The organism is Pseudarthrobacter sp. AB1 (assembly GCF_014926485.1).
Classification (GTDB): domain Bacteria; phylum Actinomycetota; class Actinomycetes; order Actinomycetales; family Micrococcaceae; genus Arthrobacter.
In genome coordinates, this window is record NZ_PZKO01000058.1 from 56,111 (window position 1) to 75,188 (window position 19,078).

Annotated in this window: 13 protein-coding genes and 2 pseudogenes; 9 read left to right on the forward strand and 6 right to left on the reverse strand. The window is 66.4% G+C overall.

The features are described 5' to 3' along the window. Positions 1-97 precede the first annotated feature (97 nt). The 4 genes and pseudogenes from DAD99_RS16250 (at position 98) to DAD99_RS16265 (ending at position 6,853) form a co-directional block, all read left to right on the forward strand. The gene (locus DAD99_RS16250) at positions 98-1,093 is read left to right on the forward strand and encodes an aquaporin (RefSeq protein WP_193342355.1); all 996 of its coding nucleotides are present in this window, start codon (positions 98-100) and stop codon (positions 1,091-1,093) included. Between the two features lie 71 nt (positions 1,094-1,164). Beyond that, positions 1,165-2,346 (forward strand): exonuclease SbcCD subunit D, encoded by a 1,182-nt coding sequence (locus tag DAD99_RS16255; RefSeq protein ID WP_193342356.1) that lies wholly within the window; start codon positions 1,165-1,167, stop codon positions 2,344-2,346. Next, positions 2,343-5,420, forward strand: coding sequence for an AAA family ATPase (locus tag DAD99_RS16260; protein ID WP_193342357.1), 3,078 nt, complete (start codon positions 2,343-2,345; stop codon positions 5,418-5,420). Before DAD99_RS16255 ends, DAD99_RS16260 begins: the two co-directional genes overlap by 4 nt. A gap of 127 nt (positions 5,421-5,547) precedes the next feature. Beyond that, positions 5,548-6,853 (forward strand): annotated as a pseudogene (locus DAD99_RS16265) (MFS transporter). Positions 6,854-6,896: 43 nt separating this feature from the next. Here the strand turns inward: DAD99_RS16265 and DAD99_RS16270 are convergent. Beyond that, positions 6,897-7,622: an IclR family transcriptional regulator gene (locus DAD99_RS16270; protein ID WP_193342358.1), complete on the reverse strand. Its 726-nt coding sequence runs from the start codon at positions 7,620-7,622 to the stop codon at positions 6,897-6,899. Positions 7,623-7,904: 282 nt separating this feature from the next. Between DAD99_RS16270 and DAD99_RS16275 the strand changes: the two genes are divergently transcribed. Further along, positions 7,905-9,239, forward strand: a complete 1,335-nt coding sequence (locus tag DAD99_RS16275; RefSeq protein WP_185260890.1) for an MFS transporter — start codon at positions 7,905-7,907, stop codon at positions 9,237-9,239. Positions 9,240-9,343: 104 nt separating this feature from the next. On the opposite strand, the gene DAD99_RS16280 is transcribed toward DAD99_RS16275, so the two are convergent. The 5 genes and pseudogenes from DAD99_RS16280 to DAD99_RS16300 form a co-directional block, all read right to left on the reverse strand. Then, a complete protein-coding gene (locus DAD99_RS16280; RefSeq protein ID WP_193342359.1) occupies positions 9,344-9,991 on the reverse strand; it encodes a phosphoribosyltransferase in 648 nt (215 codons plus the stop codon). Between the two features lie 91 nt (positions 9,992-10,082). Beyond that, entirely contained in the window at positions 10,083-11,015 is a 933-nt protein-coding gene (locus DAD99_RS16285; protein ID WP_375372259.1) for a DUF6256 family protein, read from the reverse strand. A 32-nt stretch (positions 11,016-11,047) separates the two neighbouring features. After that, positions 11,048-11,875, reverse strand: a complete 828-nt coding sequence (locus DAD99_RS16290; protein WP_193342361.1) for an alpha/beta fold hydrolase — start codon at positions 11,873-11,875, stop codon at positions 11,048-11,050. 4 nt (positions 11,876-11,879) lie between these two features. Continuing rightward, positions 11,880-12,120, reverse strand: a pseudogene (locus tag DAD99_RS16295) (biotin/lipoyl-containing protein); the annotation flags it as partial. Positions 12,121-12,447: 327 nt separating this feature from the next. After that, a complete protein-coding gene (locus DAD99_RS16300) occupies positions 12,448-13,827 on the reverse strand; it encodes an amino acid permease (RefSeq protein WP_193342362.1) in 1,380 nt (459 codons plus the stop codon). 474 nt (positions 13,828-14,301) lie between these two features. Here DAD99_RS16300 and DAD99_RS16305 point away from each other — a divergent pair, with 474 nt between their 5' ends. From DAD99_RS16305 to nadC, 4 genes are read left to right on the forward strand one after another with little or no spacing between them, the layout of a single operon-like run. Next, positions 14,302-15,012, forward strand: coding sequence for an NUDIX domain-containing protein (locus DAD99_RS16305; protein ID WP_193342380.1), 711 nt, complete (start codon positions 14,302-14,304; stop codon positions 15,010-15,012). Continuing rightward, positions 15,009-16,331, forward strand: a complete 1,323-nt coding sequence (nadA, locus tag DAD99_RS16310; protein WP_193342363.1) for a quinolinate synthase NadA — start codon at positions 15,009-15,011, stop codon at positions 16,329-16,331. The genes DAD99_RS16305 and nadA overlap by 4 nt, the downstream gene beginning before the upstream one ends. A 53-nt stretch (positions 16,332-16,384) precedes the next feature. Further along, positions 16,385-18,208, forward strand: a complete 1,824-nt coding sequence (nadB, locus tag DAD99_RS16315; protein ID WP_193342364.1) for an L-aspartate oxidase — start codon at positions 16,385-16,387, stop codon at positions 18,206-18,208. Further along, complete coding sequence (gene nadC, locus DAD99_RS16320) at positions 18,201-19,073, forward strand: carboxylating nicotinate-nucleotide diphosphorylase (protein WP_193342365.1); 873 nt, start codon at positions 18,201-18,203, stop codon at positions 19,071-19,073. The genes nadB and nadC overlap by 8 nt, the downstream gene beginning before the upstream one ends. The last annotated feature ends 5 nt before the right edge of the window (positions 19,074-19,078 follow it).

The following is a 19,078-nucleotide window of genomic DNA, read 5'->3' on the forward strand; positions in this document are numbered from 1 at the left end:
CACGCCGTCCGTCCACTAAGCTCGGACTCAGCCAACGCCCAGACTCCCTTGGCAGAATGCAAAGGCACCCAACCCCAACGATAAGGATTGCCCCACCATGACCACGCCTGTGCCCGTCCACCGTGTTCCCGCCTCCGGGCTGACTGCCGGCAGCGGTGCCGAGATCCGGCACGGGCTGGTGTCCAGGCTGTCTGCGGAAGCCTTCGGCAGCCTTTTCATCGTGGTGGCAGGGCTGGGCGTCCCGCTGTTCTCCATCCCGCAGTCCAGCCCGCTGCCTGCCGCGCTCGCAGCAGGCCTCGCGGTGACCGCGGCGATGCTGGCCTTCGGCTATGTTTCCGGCGGACACTTCAACCCGGCGGTGACTGTTGGCCACGCCGTCGCCGGCCGGATCCGGCTCGGTGACGCGGCCGCGTACATCGGCGCGCAGTTGGTGGGCGGGCTCCTCGGTGCCCTCGCCCTCTTCGGCATCTTGCGGACCCTGCCGGGCATCCAGGACAGCCGCACGGCGTTCGACACCGTGACCGCCGGATTCGGCGAACATTCCATCATCCAGGCGCCCCTCGCTGGCGTGCTCCTGTTGGAAGTACTCGGCGCCGCCATCCTGGTCGCAGTCTTCCTAGGCACCACCGCGCGCAACAACATCAACAAAACGGCAGCTGCAGTTGCTGTTGGCCTCGCTGTCGCCGTCCTGCTGCAGCTGGGCCTCTCCGTGGGCAACGCACCGTTCAACCCCGCCCGCGCCACTGCCTCGGCCCTCTTCAGCTCCAGCTGGTCCCTTGAGCAGCTGTGGCTTTTCTGGGTTGCTCCCCTGGCGGGCGCGGCCATCGCCGGGCTGGTCTTCCGTGGGTTCGCTGAGCCGGTTGCTGGAGGTACGGCCTTGGCCGCTGGCGGGTCAGTGCCTGACGACAGCGACGCCGACGTTGAGGATTTTGACGACGAGGATGTTGACGTCGATGTCGACGTCGCCGACGAGGCCGCTACGGTGCCTGCCAAGGCAGCTGCCGCGGTGACGGCCCCGCCGGTTCATTCCGCGGCGGACCAGCAGGACAGCCGCGACGAGGCCCAGGAATTCTTCGACGGAAAGCGCGGCTAGCTGGCCCGTCCGGGCCACGGCCTGTTGCGGCGGTGTCCTAAACTGTCGGTGGCAGCCGATAGCGTAAGAATATGCGGTTATTGCACACATCGGACTGGCACTTGGGCAGGTCCTTCCATGGCGTCGGGATGCTGGACGCCCAACGGTCATTTGTTGATCAGCTCGTCAGCACCGTCACCGAAAACTCGGTCGACGTTGTCCTGATCGCCGGCGACGTCTACGACCGCGCCCTGCCCGGCGTCGATGTGGTAGGGCTGTTGGATGATGCCTTGGTGCGGCTGACGGCGGCCGGTGCCACGGTGGTGCTGACATCAGGCAACCACGACTCCGCCATCCGGCTGGGCTTCGCTTCCCGGCTGCTGGAGCGGGGCGGCGTCCACCTGCGGACCAGGCTGGCGGACCTGGACCAGCCAGTTGTACTGCCGCTGGGAGCGGGTGACGGCGAGGCGCCCGGCGCCGTCCTGGCCATCTATGGGATCCCCTGGCTGGAACCGCGCCTCGTCGCCGAACAGCTCGGCGCAGAATCCGCCAGCCACTTCGAAGTCACCCGCGCCGCCACTGACCGCATCCGGGCGGACCTCGCGCAGCGCAACGCTGCGGGAACGGTCCATTCGGTGGTCCTCGCCCACACGTTCGCCAGCGGCGGGATCAGCTCCGACAGCGAGCGGGACCTCAGCATCGGGGGAGTCGGAGCCGTGCCCCTGGACCTGTTCGACGGATTCAGCTACACCGCGCTGGGGCACCTGCACGGCCGGCAGACGCTGTCGCCGCAGGTCAGGTACTCGGGATCGCCCCTGGCCTACTCGTTCTCCGAAGCCACGCACACCAAGGGAAGCTGGCTGATCGACGTCGGCCCGGACGGTGTGATCGGCGTATCGGAACTGACGTGGGAAGCGCCGCGGAAGCTGGCCGTGCTCCGCGGCGAAATCTCGGAACTCCTGGAGTCCGCAGAGCATTCGTGGGCCGAAGGGGCGTACTGCCAGATCACCCTCACGGATGAGCAGCGGCCCGCGCAGGCCATGGAGCGGCTGCGGGTCCGTTTTCCGGACACGCTGGTCCTCGGGTTTGATCCGCAGGGCGGCGCCGTCAAGGCGTCCAAAAGCTACAGCAGCCGGCTCGCCGAAGCCCAGGATGATCTCTCGCTCTGCTGCGGATTCCTCGATCACGTGCGGGGGCGGGACGCGGACGACGCCGAGCAGTCGGCTATCGTCGCGGCCCTGGATAACGTCCGCCTCAGGGAGGCATCGCTATGAGGATCCACCGCCTTGTCATCTCCGCCTTCGGGCCCTTTGCGGGCACCGAGGAAATCGACGTCGACAGGTTGAGCGCCCACGGGCTCTTCCTACTCAACGGACCTACCGGCGCAGGGAAGACCAGCGTGCTGGACGCTGTCTGCTTTGCGCTGTACGGATCCGTGCCGGGGGCGCGCCAGGAGGGCAAGCGTCTGCGCAGCGATCATGCCGAGCCTTCGCTGGAGCCGGCGGTCACCTGCGAGTTTTCGGCCCAGGGCCGCCATTTCGAAGTCACCCGATCGCCGGCCTGGGATAAACCCAGTGCCCGTGGTAAAAACGGCTTCACCACACAGCAGGCCAAAACGCTCCTCCGGGAACGGATCAGCGGAACGTGGACGGAGCGATCCGGACGCAATGATGAAGCCGGCGCCGAAATTACCGCCTTGCTGGGAATGGACCGGGAACAGTTCACCCGCGTGGTGATGCTGCCGCAGGGCGATTTTGCCGCCTTCCTGCGGTCCAAGGCAGCCGATCGTCTGGAACTGCTTCAGAAGCTCTTTGGCACCCAGCGGTTCGAAGCCCTGGAACAGGAGCTGTCGGCGCAGGCCCAGGCAGCGCGGAACGATGTTGCCCGGCTGAACGGAGAACTTGGGCTGCTGGCGGCGCGGGCCGGAGCTGAGGCCGCTGCGCTGGCCATTGATGATTCTGCGGGTCCTGCCCAGGAGGAGTCGGCTGACCGGATCGAATGGCTGCAGGAAACCGTGGCCCACCGCGCAGGCGAACTGGCTGCGGCGGCGGAGGCCGCAGCGGCCGTCAGTAAGCACTCGTCCGGCCGGCTGGAGAACGAGTCCGCGCGGCGGGAGCGCCACCGCAAGCTGGCAGCCGCCGAGGCCCGGAGGGCAGCCGCCGAGGCAATGCTGCCCTCGCTCGCGCTCCATGGCGCCCGGCTCGAACAACACCGCCGCGCCGAGGTGCTCACGGGTCAGCTACAGTCTGTCCAGTCCAGCCAGACCCAGGTTCGGCACGCGGCGGGAGCTATGGAGTCCGCCATCACCCTGCTGCGGATGGCCGCGGATGAAGACCCCGAACTGGGCCAGCTTGACCTTGGCGCATTGGATGCAGACCACGGCGATGCCGGGCTCTCTGCCGGCGGGGCACTTGACGTTGGGGGAGAGCTCAGCCGTCTCAGGTCACTGTTGGCCGTTGTGGAAGCCAGGTTGCCGGACGAAGAACGCCTCCATTCACTGGTTGCCCGGCGGGCCGCGCTCACCACGAAGCAGCGGGAACTCACCCAAAAGGACAGTGACCTTGGCGTTTCGCTGCAGTGCCTCCGCGCGGAGCAGGAAACCTTGACGGCAGGCCTGGAAGTGCTGGCGGAATTGGCATCAGCAGCCACGCTCCATGACAAGGAAGCCGCTGCGGCCGGCGAGCTTCTTGACGTCGTCCGGCGCTGCGCGGCTGCAGGCGCGGCGCAGGCGCTCGCCACGGAGCGCCACTCGGCGTCCCGGGAGATCCAGCTCGAGAAGAAACTCCGTTGGCTGAACCTGCGCGAGGAAAGACTCGCCAACGCCGCCGCCGAACTCGCTGCCCAGCTGGCCGAGGGCGAGGCCTGCCCCGTTTGCGGCAGTGCGGACCACCCGGCTCCCGCGGAGGCTGCGGCGTCAGCGCTGGGCCTCAGCCAGGCCGAGGAAGCTGCCCAGCAGGAGCATGAGGCCGCAGAGACAAAGCTGGCGGCGCGGGCCCGGGAGTTGGCCGACGCGAACCAGTTGGTGGCCGTCCTTGAAAGCCAGGGCGGGGACACTCCCGAAGCGGACGCGCTTGCGGCCTTCGAGTCCGCCCGCACCGCCGCCTGCGAGTCGCAGCTGGCGGTGAAAAACCTCGCGGACCTCCGGCAGCAGCTTGAGGCCGCGGAGGCCCGAATGGCGGCAGCGGATTCCGCCAGGCACAGCGCAGAATCCGAGCTCGCACAGGTCACCGCTGAATTGTCGGGACTGGTGGATCAGGTGGCGTCCCTTGACAGCGCACTCTCTGCGCTGCGAGGCGGTCACCGCAGCCTCACGCTGCGGCTGCGGGCGCTGCAGGATGCCGCCGCCACGTTGGAGAAAACCGTGGAGGCCCAGGCATTGCTCAGCAGAGCCAAGGCCAGGGCCGAGGAAGCACGGATCCAGCTTGAACTGGCGTTACCGGACGCCGGCTTCGGCTCGGCGGAGGTGGCCCGCGCACAGCTTCTTTCGAATGCTGATGCTGCTGCCTTGCAGGCCGAGGTCCGGGCCGGCCAGGACGAACAGGCGCGGATTGCCGAGCTGTTCGCATCCGAGGATCTGCTGCTGGCACTGACTGAAGAGGCAGCCCATCCCGTGATGGACGAAGCCCTCCTCGCTGACCTGCAGGCCGCCGCGGAGAAGGCCGGCCAGGAAGCACGGGCTGCCGATCTCGCCGCCGGCATGGCCACGCGCTGTGTGGAGGCGCTAGCCGGTCTCCGCAACGATTACCAACAGCTGGCCGGTGCTGGGCGCGGTCCCAGGGAACGCGCCCAGCTGCTGACAGCCCTGGCTGATACCGCAGCCGGCCGTGGAGACAACAGCTACCGCATGAGCCTGAACAGCTACGTCCTCGCGGCACGGCTCGAACAGGTGGCGTTGGCTGCTTCTGAACGGCTAGTCGCCATGAGCGATGGCCGCTACCTGCTCCAGCATTCAGACGCCAAGGCTGCGCGCGGCGCAAAATCCGGGTTGGGGCTGGAAGTGGTGGACCAGTGGACCGGGCACCGCCGGGATACTTCTACGCTTTCGGGTGGCGAATCCTTTATGGCATCCCTGTCCCTCGCCCTGGGGCTGGCAGACGTTGTGCAGCAGGAATCCGGTGGCATCCAGATCGAGACGCTTTTTGTAGACGAGGGTTTCGGCAGCCTGGACGAACAATCCCTGGAACAGGTCATGGACGCCCTCGAAGGCCTTCGCGACGGCGGGCGCGTTGTGGGTCTGGTCAGCCATGTGGCGGAGATGAAACAGCGCATCGGAACCCAACTCCAGGTCCTCAAGGGTCGAAACGGTTCCACGCTCCGCATTTCCGACGCCGCCGAGGCGCTGGTGTGACTGCGGCCATGCCGGGCTGGACTGGGCCAAACCGGCCTATATGATTGAACGGTTACCGGGTCGCGCGCATCGGGAGGAGGGACGATGCGCACTACTGAACGAGCCCGTTACCTTGAGATCTTCAGCAATGTCCTCCCTGCCCGCTTCCCTGGAAGCGCCGCCTTCTCCCGGCGCAGTCCATCCCGACACTGCGCCGGCGTCCGCTTCGCTGGCTCCGCCCACGGGTCGGTTCGCCAGGCTCCCGCACCTCGCCGGCCGCAGCTTTATCCCCCTGGGCCTGTTCGCCCGGCTGCCCCTGGCCATGCTGACCGTCGGTGCCCTGACCCTCGTCACGTCCGTGACCGGCTCCTACGCGCTTGGCGGCACTGCCGCCGGTGCCGTGGGGATCGGCTCGGCCCTCGGCCGCCCCCGTCTTTGGTGCCCTCGCAGACCGCAGGGGGCAGCGGCCCGTCCTCCTGGTTGCGGCGGTGCTCAATGCCTTGGCCGTCCTGGCGCTGATCGGCGCGGCCTGGGCCGCGCCCGACGCCGGGTCCTTTCCCGTCGCCGTGATCGCCGCCGCGTTCCTTGCCGGTGCCAGCTGCCCGCAGGTAGGGCCGTTGGCCAGGGTGCGCTGGATGGCGCTCACCTCGCGGGGCAAGGGAACGAAGGCCCGCCGGGACCTTGACACGGCCCTGTCCTACGAGGGCACAGCCGATGAACTGACGTTTGTCCTGGGACCGGCCCTTGTGGGAATCCTGGCCAGCCTGGTGGCCCCTTGGCTGCCGTTGGCCCTGGCTGCAGCCATGACCATCACGCTGGTGCCCGCCTTTGCCATGCACTCCACCCACAAGGCGGTTCCCGTAATCCGGGGCTCCGCAGCCTGGCGCAAGGCAGCCAGGATTCCCGCCGTCGTCGCACTGCCCGTCCTGGCGATGGTGGCCATGGGCACCTTCTTTGGGTCCGCCCAGACGTCCTTGAGCTCGTTCTCTGCGAGTTTCGCCACCTCTGAAATCGCCGGCCTGCTGTATGCGGTCATGGGATTGAGCTCTGCCGCCGCAGCCCTGTCCGTGGCGTACTGGCCCCAGCGCTTCACCCCGGCGGCCCGGTGGCTGGTCAGCGCCGCACTGATGACGGTGCTTGCGTTGCTGCTTCTGGTGCCAGGATCGTTGGGCGGCATGGTGGTGGTGCTGCTGGTCCTGGGATTGCCGGTGGGTCCCGTGATGGTCACGGTCTTCGCGATCGGAGGCCTGGTGGCGCCGACGGAACGGCTGGGCACCGTGATGACGGCTCTGGCCAGCGGGATCGTGGCGGGCACCGCGTTGGGTGCCGCGGTTGGTGGCCAGCTCGCGCAGGCCCACGGCTACCACACGGCATTCATTGTGCCTGTGGTTGCTGCTGGCGGCCTGCTGGTGCTAGGTGCCGCGGCGGCGGCCATTCTCCGCAAACGCCACTGATCGCCGCCGGGCGCTGGTCACGGCCAGGCGGGGTGTGCCGTGGTCAGCCCAGCTGGGCCTCAATGCGCCCGGCGCCCGCCACCAGCGCAGCGGCGATTTCGTCCGGATTCTGGGCTGCCCGGATGTAAACGACGGACAGCGCGGCCGGCCGGCCGCCTGGGACCCGGACCGGAACTGCTACGGAAGAGACGCCGGCGAGGACTTCATCGTGGCTGGCGGCAAAGCCCAATTGCCGCGCGGTTCCCGCCTCGGGCCGGTAGGGGATTCCCGGGGCAGCCGCATGCCAATCAGCTTCTGAATACGCCGACTGGATCGCAATTCCGGGGGCGCCGGCGCTGATGGGATGCCGGGAGCCGGGGTGCTGGACAATGGCGGCGCCGGTATGTCTCGGGTCCACGGTGACCAGGGTGACACAGTCGTCGCGGTCCCAGACGGCCACAAAGGCACTCATGGTCAGGGCATTGGCGAGTTGGGTCAGCTCCGGCAGGGCCGCCGTTTGGAGATTGCGGGCCACGCCCCGCGCCAGGACAGCGAGCCCAGGCCCCGGCTGGACTCTGCCGGCGTCATCGCGCACCAGCAAGGAGTGGTCCTCCAGGGTCCGCAGGATCCGGTAGGCCACGGAACGGTGGACCCCCATGGCGTCGGCAAGCTCCGCAATGGTCAACGGCGCCTGCGCCGCGGCCAGGATTTCCAGTGCCCGGATTCCGCGCGACAGGGTCTGGGACGGGGAAGCCTGAGCTGCTCCGGAGGGGACTGCGGTGGGGGTCATGGATTCCATCCTAGGCGGCTGCGGCGGCGCTGCCCGTGCACCGTGACGTTGCTTCCCGTACCCGGCCGGTGTGCTGATACTCGAAAAAGCTGTGTGCTGATTCCGAAATGGAACTTCAACTATGGAACTGATCCGCGTGAAAATTCAAGAAAAGTCGTGCGTTTCGTCACATCTTCGCGTAACGTCGTACTTACTGACCGTTCGATCAGTAAATCGGACGACCTGAATCCACCCCGGCAGCCGGAATCCCTTACCAGGCTGCCCCCAAGCCACGGAGTGCCAATGACCGAAACTTCACGCGTCGATTCCGAGGCGGGCCCGAGCAGCAAGCACGAGGAGCGCAAGGTTCTCGCTGCAACGCTGGTCGGCACCACCATCGAGTGGTACGACTTCTTCATCTTCGCGCAACTGACGGGCACGCTGCTGTCCCCGCTGTTCCTGGCCCCGCTGAACGAATCCAACCCGGGCCTGGCCCAGATCCTGTCCTTCGCGCTCATCGGCATCAGCTTCCTGTTCCGCCCGCTGGGTGCAGTTGTGGCCGGCCACCTTGGTGACCGGCTCGGACGCAAGGCCATGCTGGTCTTCACCCTCCTGATGATGGGCGCAGCCACCTCTCTGATCGGCATGCTGCCGACGTACGCGCAGATCGGCGTCTGGGCCCCCATCCTGCTGATCATCCTCCGCATTGCCCAGGGCTTCTCCGCCGGCGGCGAATGGGGCGGCGCTGCCCTGATGGCAGTGGAGCACGCCCCCAAGAGCCGGCGAGGTGTGTTCGGCGCGTACCCGCAGATCGGTGTCCCGGTCGGCATGATCCTGGCCACCGGCCTGCTCTTCATACTCAACTCGAACATGTCCAAAGAAGACTTTGCTTCGTGGGGCTGGCGGGTTCCGTTCCTGCTGTCCATTGTGCTGATTGTGGTGGGATACCTGATCCGCCGGGCTGTGGCCGAGAGCCCCGTCTTCCAGGAGATGGCGGCCCGAAAGGCCGAAAGCAGGGCGCCCCTCAGCGAGCTCATTCGTAACCATAAGAGGCCCGTGCTCTACTCGACCATGATCTTCATCGGCAACAACGCCGCTGGCTACCTGTTGATTGCCTTCTTTATCTCCTACGCCACCAGGACGCTGAAGATGCCGGTCCCGGAAATCCTGCTGGCCACCACGCTTGCTTCCTTCGGCTGGCTGATCTTCACGCTCGCAGGCGGCTGGCTCTCGGACCGGATCGGCCGGGTCAAGACGTTCCTGATCGGTTATGCGATCATCTTCGTTTGGATGATCCCGATGTTTGCCCTGATCGACACCAGGAACATCTGGCTTTACGGTGTGGCGCTCTTCGTCCTGACCATCGGCCTCGGCCTTTCCTACGGCCCCATGTCGGCGATGTACGCCGAGATGTTCCCGGCCAATGTCCGCTACTCGGGCATCTCCATCGGGTACGCGTTCGGTGCGATCCTGGGTGGTGCTTTCGCTGCAACCATTGCCGAGACTCTGCTGCAGAGCACCAAATGGACCGGATCCATCGGCATCTACATCATGATCCTGTGCGTGATTTCGGCTGTCGGGGTTTTGCTTGCCAAGGAGACGAAGGGCAACCCGCTCGGCGTCAGCAGCCACCACTAAAGTAGTACGCATCGCAGAACGGCGGGTTCGGGCCATCTGGTCTGGGTCCGCCGTTCTGCCGTGAGGCCAGGTTGCGCCGTGAGGGCCCGGTGTTGCCATCGGGCCTACTGGTTCAGCAGGCTGATGGCGTCCTCATCGGCCAATTGTTCGAAGTGCCGGTAGAAGCTGCCAACGGCGCGGAATTTGCCCGGCAGATGCAGGCACAGCACGGCGTCGCACACCCGCGACACGGCCGTGTAGGCTTCCACCGAACCCACCGGCGCTGCGGCGACGACGCGTGCCGCACCACCGGAACGGGCTGCCTCGGCGGCAGCGCGCATGGTGGCTCCCGTGGCCAGGCCGTCGTCGAGCAGTAGAACTGTTTGACCGGTGAGGTCGTTGCTGATCCCCGGGTAAGTCGCGGCCCGGCGGAGCAGCTCGGCCCGCTCGCGTTTCTCCACTTCATCCAGCCATTCCTGGCGGACTCCGTGATTCAGAATGCGGGTGACCAGGGGACGGTTGAGCAGGCGCACTATCCGGCCTCCGGACCAGGCCAGCGCGCCGAACGCTGTTTCGTCGTGGCCGGGGATGCCGAGTTTACGCACCAGAACGGCGCCGAGCGGCAGGTACAGGGCCTTCGCGGCTGCAGCGGCGACGGGGATACCACCGCGGGCCAGCCCCAGGACGATGGTGTCGGGGCGTTCCCGGAACTGGGTGAGCACCGCCGCCAGCCGTTCACCGGCATGGGTGCGGTCTTCAAAACGCGTGCTCATTTGTTCCCTCTCCGGCTGTCTCCGCCCGATTCCAGCCTACCTTCTGCCGCCGCAGCGGGAAGCGGGGATGCGGCCTCCCGCCGCGGCTAAGTCAAGCGAGCGCGGCGGAAACGGCCTTGGTGATGTCCTGGATCAGCACCGTCCGTTCAGGGACGTCGCTGAGGTCGGCACCCTTTGTGAAAACTACCAGCACGAAGCTGCCGGCGGACATGGAGAGGATGGCGGCGTCGTGGAGTTCGTCATCGAGCAGCCCGTATTTGTGGAAGACGGTGACGCCGTCCGGAACTGCGGCCGGAATGAGGTGTTCGTAGTTGGTGTCCTGCATATAGGACAACAGCTGTTCCGTGTGCTCCTGGTCCAGGAGCCGGCCCTCGAACAGTTCCGCCAGCATGTGGGCCATGTGTGCTGTCGAGAGCGTGTTCACCTCGGGGTCATAGGTGATGTCGATGGAGGCGGCGTACTCCGAGAGTTCGGAAAGGCCCACTGCGTCCATCAGCAGGCTCCATGATTCGTTGTTGCTGTCCTGGACCATCGCCTGGATCTGGAACTCCGAGGTGAACGCGCCCAGTGGATCATCGAGGGACGCCGAACCCTCCTCCACCAGGTGGTAGTAGGCCGCAGCAGTCAGGATTTTTGCCGTGCTTGCTGCCTCGAAAGGTTCCTCCACGCCGTACTGGTGCAGGTCCCCTCCGACGGCGGTCATCAGCGCAACACCCACCTGGTACTGGCTGTTGTCGTCGATGATGGCATCGATGGCTGCGTCCAGGCCCGCGTCAAACGGGGCGGAATTTGCGAACGTGTCGATGCCCCTTGAGGTGCCAGACTCTGCTCGCTGCCCGGACCGGGCAGGCGCCAGTAAGTACACGGCGGCGATCAGGGCCAGGGCGAGGAAACCGGCGGTCGCCACCAGGACGGAACGGCGGCACAGGGCGGCGACCGTGCGGCGGGCGTGTGGCTGGGAAGGATGCTGCATCTGACGATCCAAGCAGCGGAACCTATGTGGGAGCCATGAAATTGCTGTCAGGAATCAGCCGCCAGGGGTCAGCCGCGCAGTGCTCAGACTCCCAGGAAAGCGATGGCGCCTTGTTTGAAAGCCCGGCTGGTGATGGCGTTGGTGTGGTTGCGGCCGGGCAACGTCAGCTGTTCAGCCATGGACCCTGCCCGGATTCCAAGTTCGGCGAGCTGCGGCATGGTGGCCGCACGTTCATCCTGGTCGCCGGCCACAAGAAGCATCGGCATGTGGGGAACGGCTTCGGCAGGATCGAACGGCTCGGCCTTGATGGCATCCACCAGGGACAGCAGCGCGAAGATGTTGTTGCTCGGCAGGAGCATGGCCATCTTAAGCAGGCCGGATGTGGACGGGTCCGCGATGGGGGTTCCGTCGGCGAGGTAGTTCTGGGCGGCGATGAGGTCAAAGGCCGCCAGCGGATCGGCGATGTTCGGTCCGCCCAGGACCAGGCGGTGGACGATCTCGGGCTGGGTGGCGCCGAATTCCCAGGCGAGCCGGGCGCCCAAGGAATAGCCCACAACGTCAACCCCGCTCGTGGGGTCACCATTGCGCATTGGCCGCACGCCGGCGTCGAACGCTATCTGCAGCAGGTCCGCGCGGATCCGGCTGGGGGAGTAGGAGTCCATGTCTTCGGGAGCGCCGCTGCGGCCATGTCCGGGCAGGTCCACGGTGATGACGCGGCGGCCTGCCTCCAGCAGGGCCGCCACCCAGCCGGTGTCATGCCAGTTGAGCTTGCTGGAAGAGGAGAAACCGTGCAGCAGCAGCACTGGGCGCAGTCCGGCGTCTTTCTGGGGGTCGTGCACCTCCACAAAAAGTTGGGGGTCAGTGCCCTCAACGGTGTGGGAATGCATCTCGCCGGTGTGCCTGCCGCTCATGGTGTCAGTCCTCATCAAGTACGGCGCTCAGGCGGACCCAGCGCGTCGGTGCCTCGTCCTTCGGGACCGTGCCCACGATTCCGGCAGTGTTGTCCGGCACCTCGAACGCGATCAGGGGTTCGCCGACATTGATCCTGTCGCCTGCCCCACCGAAGATACGGACCACTTTACCTGCCTGCGGGCTGGGCAGTTCAACAGCGGATTTGTTGGTTTTCCACCTCCACCAGCAGCCGGTTCCGTTCCACCGGCGCCTTGAGGGTGTTGGAGCAGCCGGCAGCATCGGCGCTGGCCATACAGCGGTAGGCCATGGCTTCGATGAGGACGGGACCGTTTTCCTGCCCGGGAGTGTGCCAGCGCTCGCCGTGTGGCCTCGACGACGGCCACCATGAGCGAATGCAGTTCGCGGAGCTGGCCGGGTGTCAGCGGCGACACTGCGTTGCCCGGTGCCGGTGGGGGAAGTCCATGCTTGTGACCCTAGGCACTGGCCCGCGTGTGGGCAGTCTTTCTGCCGCTCACCCAACCGGGTAGCGCCCTCAGTCGTTTTGACCGCCGAAAACGACAGATAGCTCTAGTTACTTGGGTTGGCGATCGCGGGTGGTGAGCCGGGCGCCAAGCCAGCAGGCTGCCGCGAGGCAGGCAACCAGAACAAAGGTGCTCAGCAGCTGGCCGCGGCTGCTTTCCGCGCTGAAGCCCACAGCGAAAATCAGTCCCAAGAGGACAAGTCCGAAGATGGTCAGGCCCGGGAATCCGTTCATCCGCAGCGGAAGCTCGGCACCGTCCCGGTCCGCACGGCGCCGGAGAATCAGCTGCGAGACAAGGGCCGTGCCCCAGACCACCAGGCACGTGGATCCGACCAGCTGGAACAGGGCCGGCAGGATCCGGTCCGGGAACAGCAGCTCCAGGACCGTGGCGAAGAAGCCGAACGCCACCGACACGCCCACCGCCACCATGGGCACGCTGGCGCCGCTGAGCCTGGCCAGGAACCGGGGAGCCTCGCCCCGTTCGGCGAGCGAGTACACCATGCGGGACGCGCCGTAGAGGTTGGCGCTAAGTGCGGAGAGAAGCGCGACGACGGCAACCAGGGTGATCGCCGTGCCGGCGCCAGGGATCCGGGCCGCGTCGAGCACGCCGGCAAACGGCGAGGCGAGTCCTTCGGAGGATGCCGGCAGGACTGCCGCGATGACAAAGACCGACCCGATGTAGAAGACCAGGATGCGCCACAGCACCGTACGGATCGCCTTGCCCACGCTGTGCTCCGGGTCCTCCGTTTCCGCGGCGGCCACGGCAACGATCTCGGTTCCGCCAAAGGCAAAGATCACGACGAACAATGCCGTGGCGATTCCGCCAAGCCCGGCAGGAGCAAAATCAGTGGTGATGTTAGCTAGCCCGGGCGAAGCTACCTCGGGCAGGAGGCCCAGCAGCAGGGCGGCCCCCACGGCCAGGAACGCCACAATGGCGGCAACCTTCAGGATGGCGAACCAGAATTCGAACTCGCCGAAGTTCTTGACACCCGTCAGGTTGATGGCCGTAAACACGAACATAAAGATCAGGGCCAGGGCCCAGACGGGGATAACCGGCCAGACGGAAAACAGGAGGCCCGCTGCGCCCAGGGCTTCAGCGGCGATGACCACCACCAGCTGGAGCCACCACAGCCAGCCCACCGTAGCGCCGGCGGTTTTTCCCAGTGCCCGTTCGGCGTACACGGAGAAGGCGCCGCTCGTGGGATTCGCAGCGGCCATCTCGCCCAGCGCCCACATCACCAGGATGATGAGCGTCCCGGCGACCAGATAGGAGATCAGCACGGCAGGCCCCGCGGCCTGGATGCCGGCCCCTGAACCCAGGAACAGGCCGGCGCCGATGGCGCTGCCCAGTCCCATCATGGTGAGCTGCCGGGATTTCATGGTGTGGCCGAGGTGGGATGCCGGCCGCACTGCCGTGGACGTCGATGTCATGCCTGTGAACCTTCTTGGGGTTGGGGTTGGTGCCCCCGCGGGGACCACTTGAATTTACCGCCTAAGTCGCTTGCCCGCGGGCAACCGGTCTGCAACGATGCCGGCACCTTGGATCATTTGGATGACTATTGGCTGGCAAGTTGCTTATTCCAAGGTGGTAGGCGGCGGAGATTGTATAGGCGTCGATGCCTTGGACGCCCAAATTGTTCGACTCTTTGCCGACAGTCCGAGGGGCTCGGTGATGGAGGCCTTCTGCTCGCTGACCATCCAACCAGTCCGGACCTGCAGCGCGTTTTTGGATGCGATGATCGCCACCCGGTCTCCGCGGACCAGCCACAGGAGCGTTCATCCGGTCGCACTGTGTGGCGAAACATTTTGAAACAGAGGAATGTGGCCGTAGAATCAGTTCTAGTCATATTGACTATAACTAGATGATGGCAATGAAGCCCAGAAGCAGGGAGCGGGTGAGTGACCGTGTACAGCAGTTCAGCGAACGTCTCCGAGCGGGCCACCGCTGCCCCCTCCCTCGCCATCTCCACCGTCATTTTCGCCCTGCGGCCCAGCGAATCCTCGGGCCGGCCTACCCTGTGGCTTCCCCTGGTCCGCAGGATTCGTGAGCCGTACAAAGACCTTTGGGCACTTCCCGGCGGACCGCTGACGCATGTTGAATCCTTGCAGGATGCTGCGTCCCGAACCCTCCGGGAAACCACCGGACTCACGCCGAGCTACCTGGAGCAGCTCTATGCGTTCGGTGGGCTGCACCGCTCACCCACGCAGCGCGTTGTGTCCATCGTCTACTGGGCGCTGGTCCAGCCTACCGAGGCCGCCCTGGCCGACGAATCGGAGAACGTGAAGTGGTTCAGGGCAGACAAGGTAGGGGACCTGGCCTTCGACCACAACGCCATTGTTGAGTACGCGCTCCGGCGCCTGCGGAACAAGCTGGCCTACGGCTCGGTGGCCTACCACTTCCTGGGCGAGTACTTCACCCTCGCCCAGGTCCGCGAAGTCTACGAAGCCGTCCTGGACACCCGGCCGGACCCGGCCAACTTCCGCCGCCAGCTCAAATCCACGCCGGAAATCGAAGAAACCGGCGAGTACCTCCAGGGCGGCAAGCACCGCCCGCCACGTCTCTACCGCTTCACCGGCCGCCCCGGCCTTGATCCCGACAACAGGAGCACACCATGAGCAGCGTCAACACAGCCATCCAGCTGATCACGCGCGAACAGGCCGAAAGCGCGTCCCGGAGCGCGGCTGAAGGCAAAACAGCAGCCACCTGCAGCCCGGCGCTCGCCAAGGGGCCGTGGGAATACGACCTCGCCGAGGCGCTCGCCGGTGCCCCGGCTTATGGCCCCGGCGCCTCCAGCGCGGACGTTGCGCCGGCCGCCACGCCCCGCCAAGGCCAGCTTCCGGAGGAATACAAGCGCGCCGGCGATGCCGAACTGGACGTCCGCATCCGTGCGGCGAAGGAAAAGCTGGGCGACCGGGCCGTAATCCTGGGCCACTTCTACCAGCGCGACGAAGTCATCCAGTACGCCGACTTCGTGGGGGACTCGTTCCAGCTGGCCAACGCCGCGCTCACCCGGCCTGACGCCGAGGCCATCATTTTCTGCGGCGTGCACTTCATGGCCGAGACCGCGGATATCCTCTCCACACCGGAACAGGCTGTCATCCTGCCCAACCTCGCTGCCGGCTGCTCCATGGCGGACATGGCGGACACCGACTCCGTGGAGGAGTGCTGGGAACAGCTGGAAGAAATTTTCGGTGCCGAGGCCGACGCCGACGGGCGGGTTCCGGTCATTCCGGTCACCTACATGAATTCCTCCGCCGCCCTGAAGGCTTTCTGCGGCCGCAACGGCGGCATCGTCTGCACCTCCTCCAACGCCAAGGTGGTCCTGGAATGGGCGTTCGAGCGCGGCCAGCGGGTCCTGTTCTTCCCCGACCAGCACCTGGGCCGCAACACAGCCAAGGCCATGGGTGTGCCGCTGGAGCAGATGCCCATGTGGAACCCGCGCAAGGAACTGGGCGGCAACGATGAACAGGCCCTGCTCGATTCCCGCGTCATCCTCTGGCACGGCTTCTGCTCGGTCCACAAGCGCTTCAACGTCGGCCAGATCGAAAAGGCCCGCGCAGAGTTCCCCGGCGTCAACGTGATTGTGCACCCCGAGTGCCCCATGGAGGTGGTGGACGCCGCCGATTCCGCCGGCTCCACCGACTTCATCAAGAAGGCCGTTGCGGCCGCCACAGAACCAGCCATCTTCGCGATCGGCACGGAAGTCAACATGGTTAACCGGCTCGCCGCCGAGTACCCGCAGCACACCATCTTCTGCCTGGACCCTGTGATCTGCCCCTGCTCCACGATGTACCGCATCCACCCCGGCTACCTCGCCTGGGTCCTGGAGGAACTCGTCGAAGGACGCATCGTCAACCGCATCAGCGTGGACCATTCCGTCCAGGACAACGCCAAAACCGCGCTCGAGCGTATGCTCGCCGCGCTTCCCCTGTAGCCCGCCTCTGCAGTCCCGCCCGCTGTAACCCTGGAAACCGAAACGAGCCCCACATGAGCGCAGAGAGCCCAGCCGGTGGTCCGGCACCCCGGCGGCTGATCGTCGTCGGGAGCGGCATTGCGGGACTGTACTCCGCGTTGCTTGCCGCCGACGCCGGCGTCGAAGTGGTGCTGCTGACCAAGGGCGCGCTCGCGGACAGCAACACCTACTACGCCCAGGGAGGCATCTCCGCCGTGCTCGACGAACCCGCGCCCGGAGATACTGTGGCCGCGCACATCGCAGACACGCTGAAGGCCGGGGCCGGGCATTGCGACGAAGAGGCCGTCCGCGTGCTCTGCACGGAGGCCCGGCTGGATATCGCCGGCCTGGAACGCTTCGGCGTGCGTTTCGATATGGACGACGACGGCGACCCCTCGCTGGGTCTCGAAGCCGCCCATTCCGCGCCGCGGATCCTGCACGCCGGCGGCGACGCAACCGGTGCCGGGGTGGCCAGGGCGCTCATCAAGACCGTCCTGGATGCGCAGGCAGCTGGCCGGATCCAGGTCATCGGGCACGCCCAGGTGACGTCCCTGGCCCAGAGCGAAGGACGCGTGGCCGGCGTGAATTTCCTCCACGACGGGCGGGAATTCGCCATCCGCGGCGATGCCGTGCTCCTGGCCACCGGGGGAGCGGGAAGGCTGTTCGCCCAGACCACCAACCCCGCCGTGGCAACTGCCGACGGGCTGGCGCTCGCCTGGCGGGCCGGAGCCGCAGTTGCGGACCTGGAGTTCTTCCAGTTCCACCCCACCTGCATGGTGCTCCCGGCCGATGCCCTTGAGGCAGCCGGCAACGGAGCTGAACCGCTCCTGATTTCCGAAGCCGTGCGCGGCGAAGGCGCCATCCTGCTGGACGCCCACGGCGAACGCTTTATGCCCGCCTACCACCCTGACGCAGAACTTGCCCCGCGCGACGTCGTTTCCCGCAGCATCGCCCTGCACCTTGCTACCCTGGGGGATCCCAACGGGCACGTGTTCCTTGACGCCATGGTGGTCGAGGCCCTGCACGGCAAGGGCTACCTCGAAAAGCGATTCCCGACCATCAGCGCCCGCACCCGCCAAGCCGGTGTCGACTGGACCCGGGAACTCGTCCCCGTGGCACCGGCCGCGCACTACTGGATGGGCGGCGTTCTTGCCGACCTTTACGGGCGGACCTCGGTGCCTGGGTTGTTGGCTGCTGGAGAGGTTGCTTGCACCGGCGTTCACGGCGCAAACCGTCTCGCCAGCAACTCTTTGCTTGAGGGGCTGGTCTTTGGGCGGCGGGCTGTTGAAGCATTTTTGGCAGGCAGCTCCGCAGGTCCCTCGGCGCGGGGTGGGGTGTCGCCCGACGCTGTTCCTCCGCTCGCTGTCTCGGCCGCGAGCGGCCTCCCCTTGACGCTCGCTTCCGGAACACCCTCGGTCGACGACGGAACGCTTGGTTCGCGGGGGACTTCCGAAACGCCTGCCAACATGGGATGGGAGTTTGAGCTTGTCCCGGCACCTGGTCCCATTGAAGTGTCTTTTGGTGAGGCGGGGCCGCTTTCCCGGGTGGCTTTGCGGCGGTTGATGACTGCCAATGCTGGGGTTTTGCGTCATGGCGGGTTGTTGCGGGAGGCTGGGGCTGTCCTTGGGGGTTGGGGTGCTGCTGACAATCCGGTCAACGTGCCTGATTCCCTTGATCCTCGGGAGCATGAGGATGCCAATCTTTTGTTGGCTGCGCAGCTGCTGGTTCATTCCGCGCGGGAGCGGCGGGAATCCTTGGGGGCGCATTACCGCAGCGACAGCGTGCCCGGGAATGCCGCCGTCGAACATTCTGATAAGCGTTACACCATGAGCCGGAAAGCGAGCCTCGTCAATGACTAGCCTGACCCTCCCCGCAGCACCCGTCCGGGACATCCTGGAGCGGGCTTTTGCCGAGGACGCGCCCAACGGTGACATCACCTCGCAGCTGCTGATCCCGGCCGACGCCCGCGCCACTGCGGTACTGAACGCCCGGGTGCCCGGCGTCTTCAGCGGTGGAACGGTGTTCCGCGACGCCATGAAGCTTGTGGACCCGGACACCGACGTGGAACTGCTGCTCGCTGAGGGGGCAGTATTCGACGCCGGCACGCACCTCGCGCGCGTCACCGGCAACGCGCGCTCGGTGCTGCTCGCCGAACGGGTCGGGCTGAACCTTGTGCAGCGGATGAGTGCCATCGCAACCAAGACCGCGGAATTCGTCCGGCTCGTCGAAGGCACCACGGCGCGCATTACGGACACGCGCAAAACCACGCCCGGCCTGCGAGTGCTGGAGCGCTATGCCGTCCGCTGCGGTGGGGGAGCCAACCACCGGTACAGCCTGTCCGACGCCGTGCTGGCCAAGGACAACCACCTGGCCGTGATGACAGGCGGAGACCCCGCCAAGCTCACCGCCCTGCTCGCCGCGGCCAAGGCCCGGCTGGGGCACACCACGCACTTCGAAGTGGAGGTGGACAGCGCCGAGCAGATTGAACCTGTCCTTGCCGCCGGTGTGGACACCATCATGCTGGACAACTTCACCCTTGACGAGCTCCGCTCCGGTGTCAAGCAGGTGGACGGACGCGCCATTGTGGAAGCCAGCGGCAACGTCAATGTCGGCACCGTCGCGGACATCGCAGCGGCGGGCGTGGACGTCATCTCCATCGGCGGTCTCACCCACAGCGTGGCTGCGCTGGACCTCGGCCTGGACGTCGAACTGAGCGTCGGCTGAAGCGG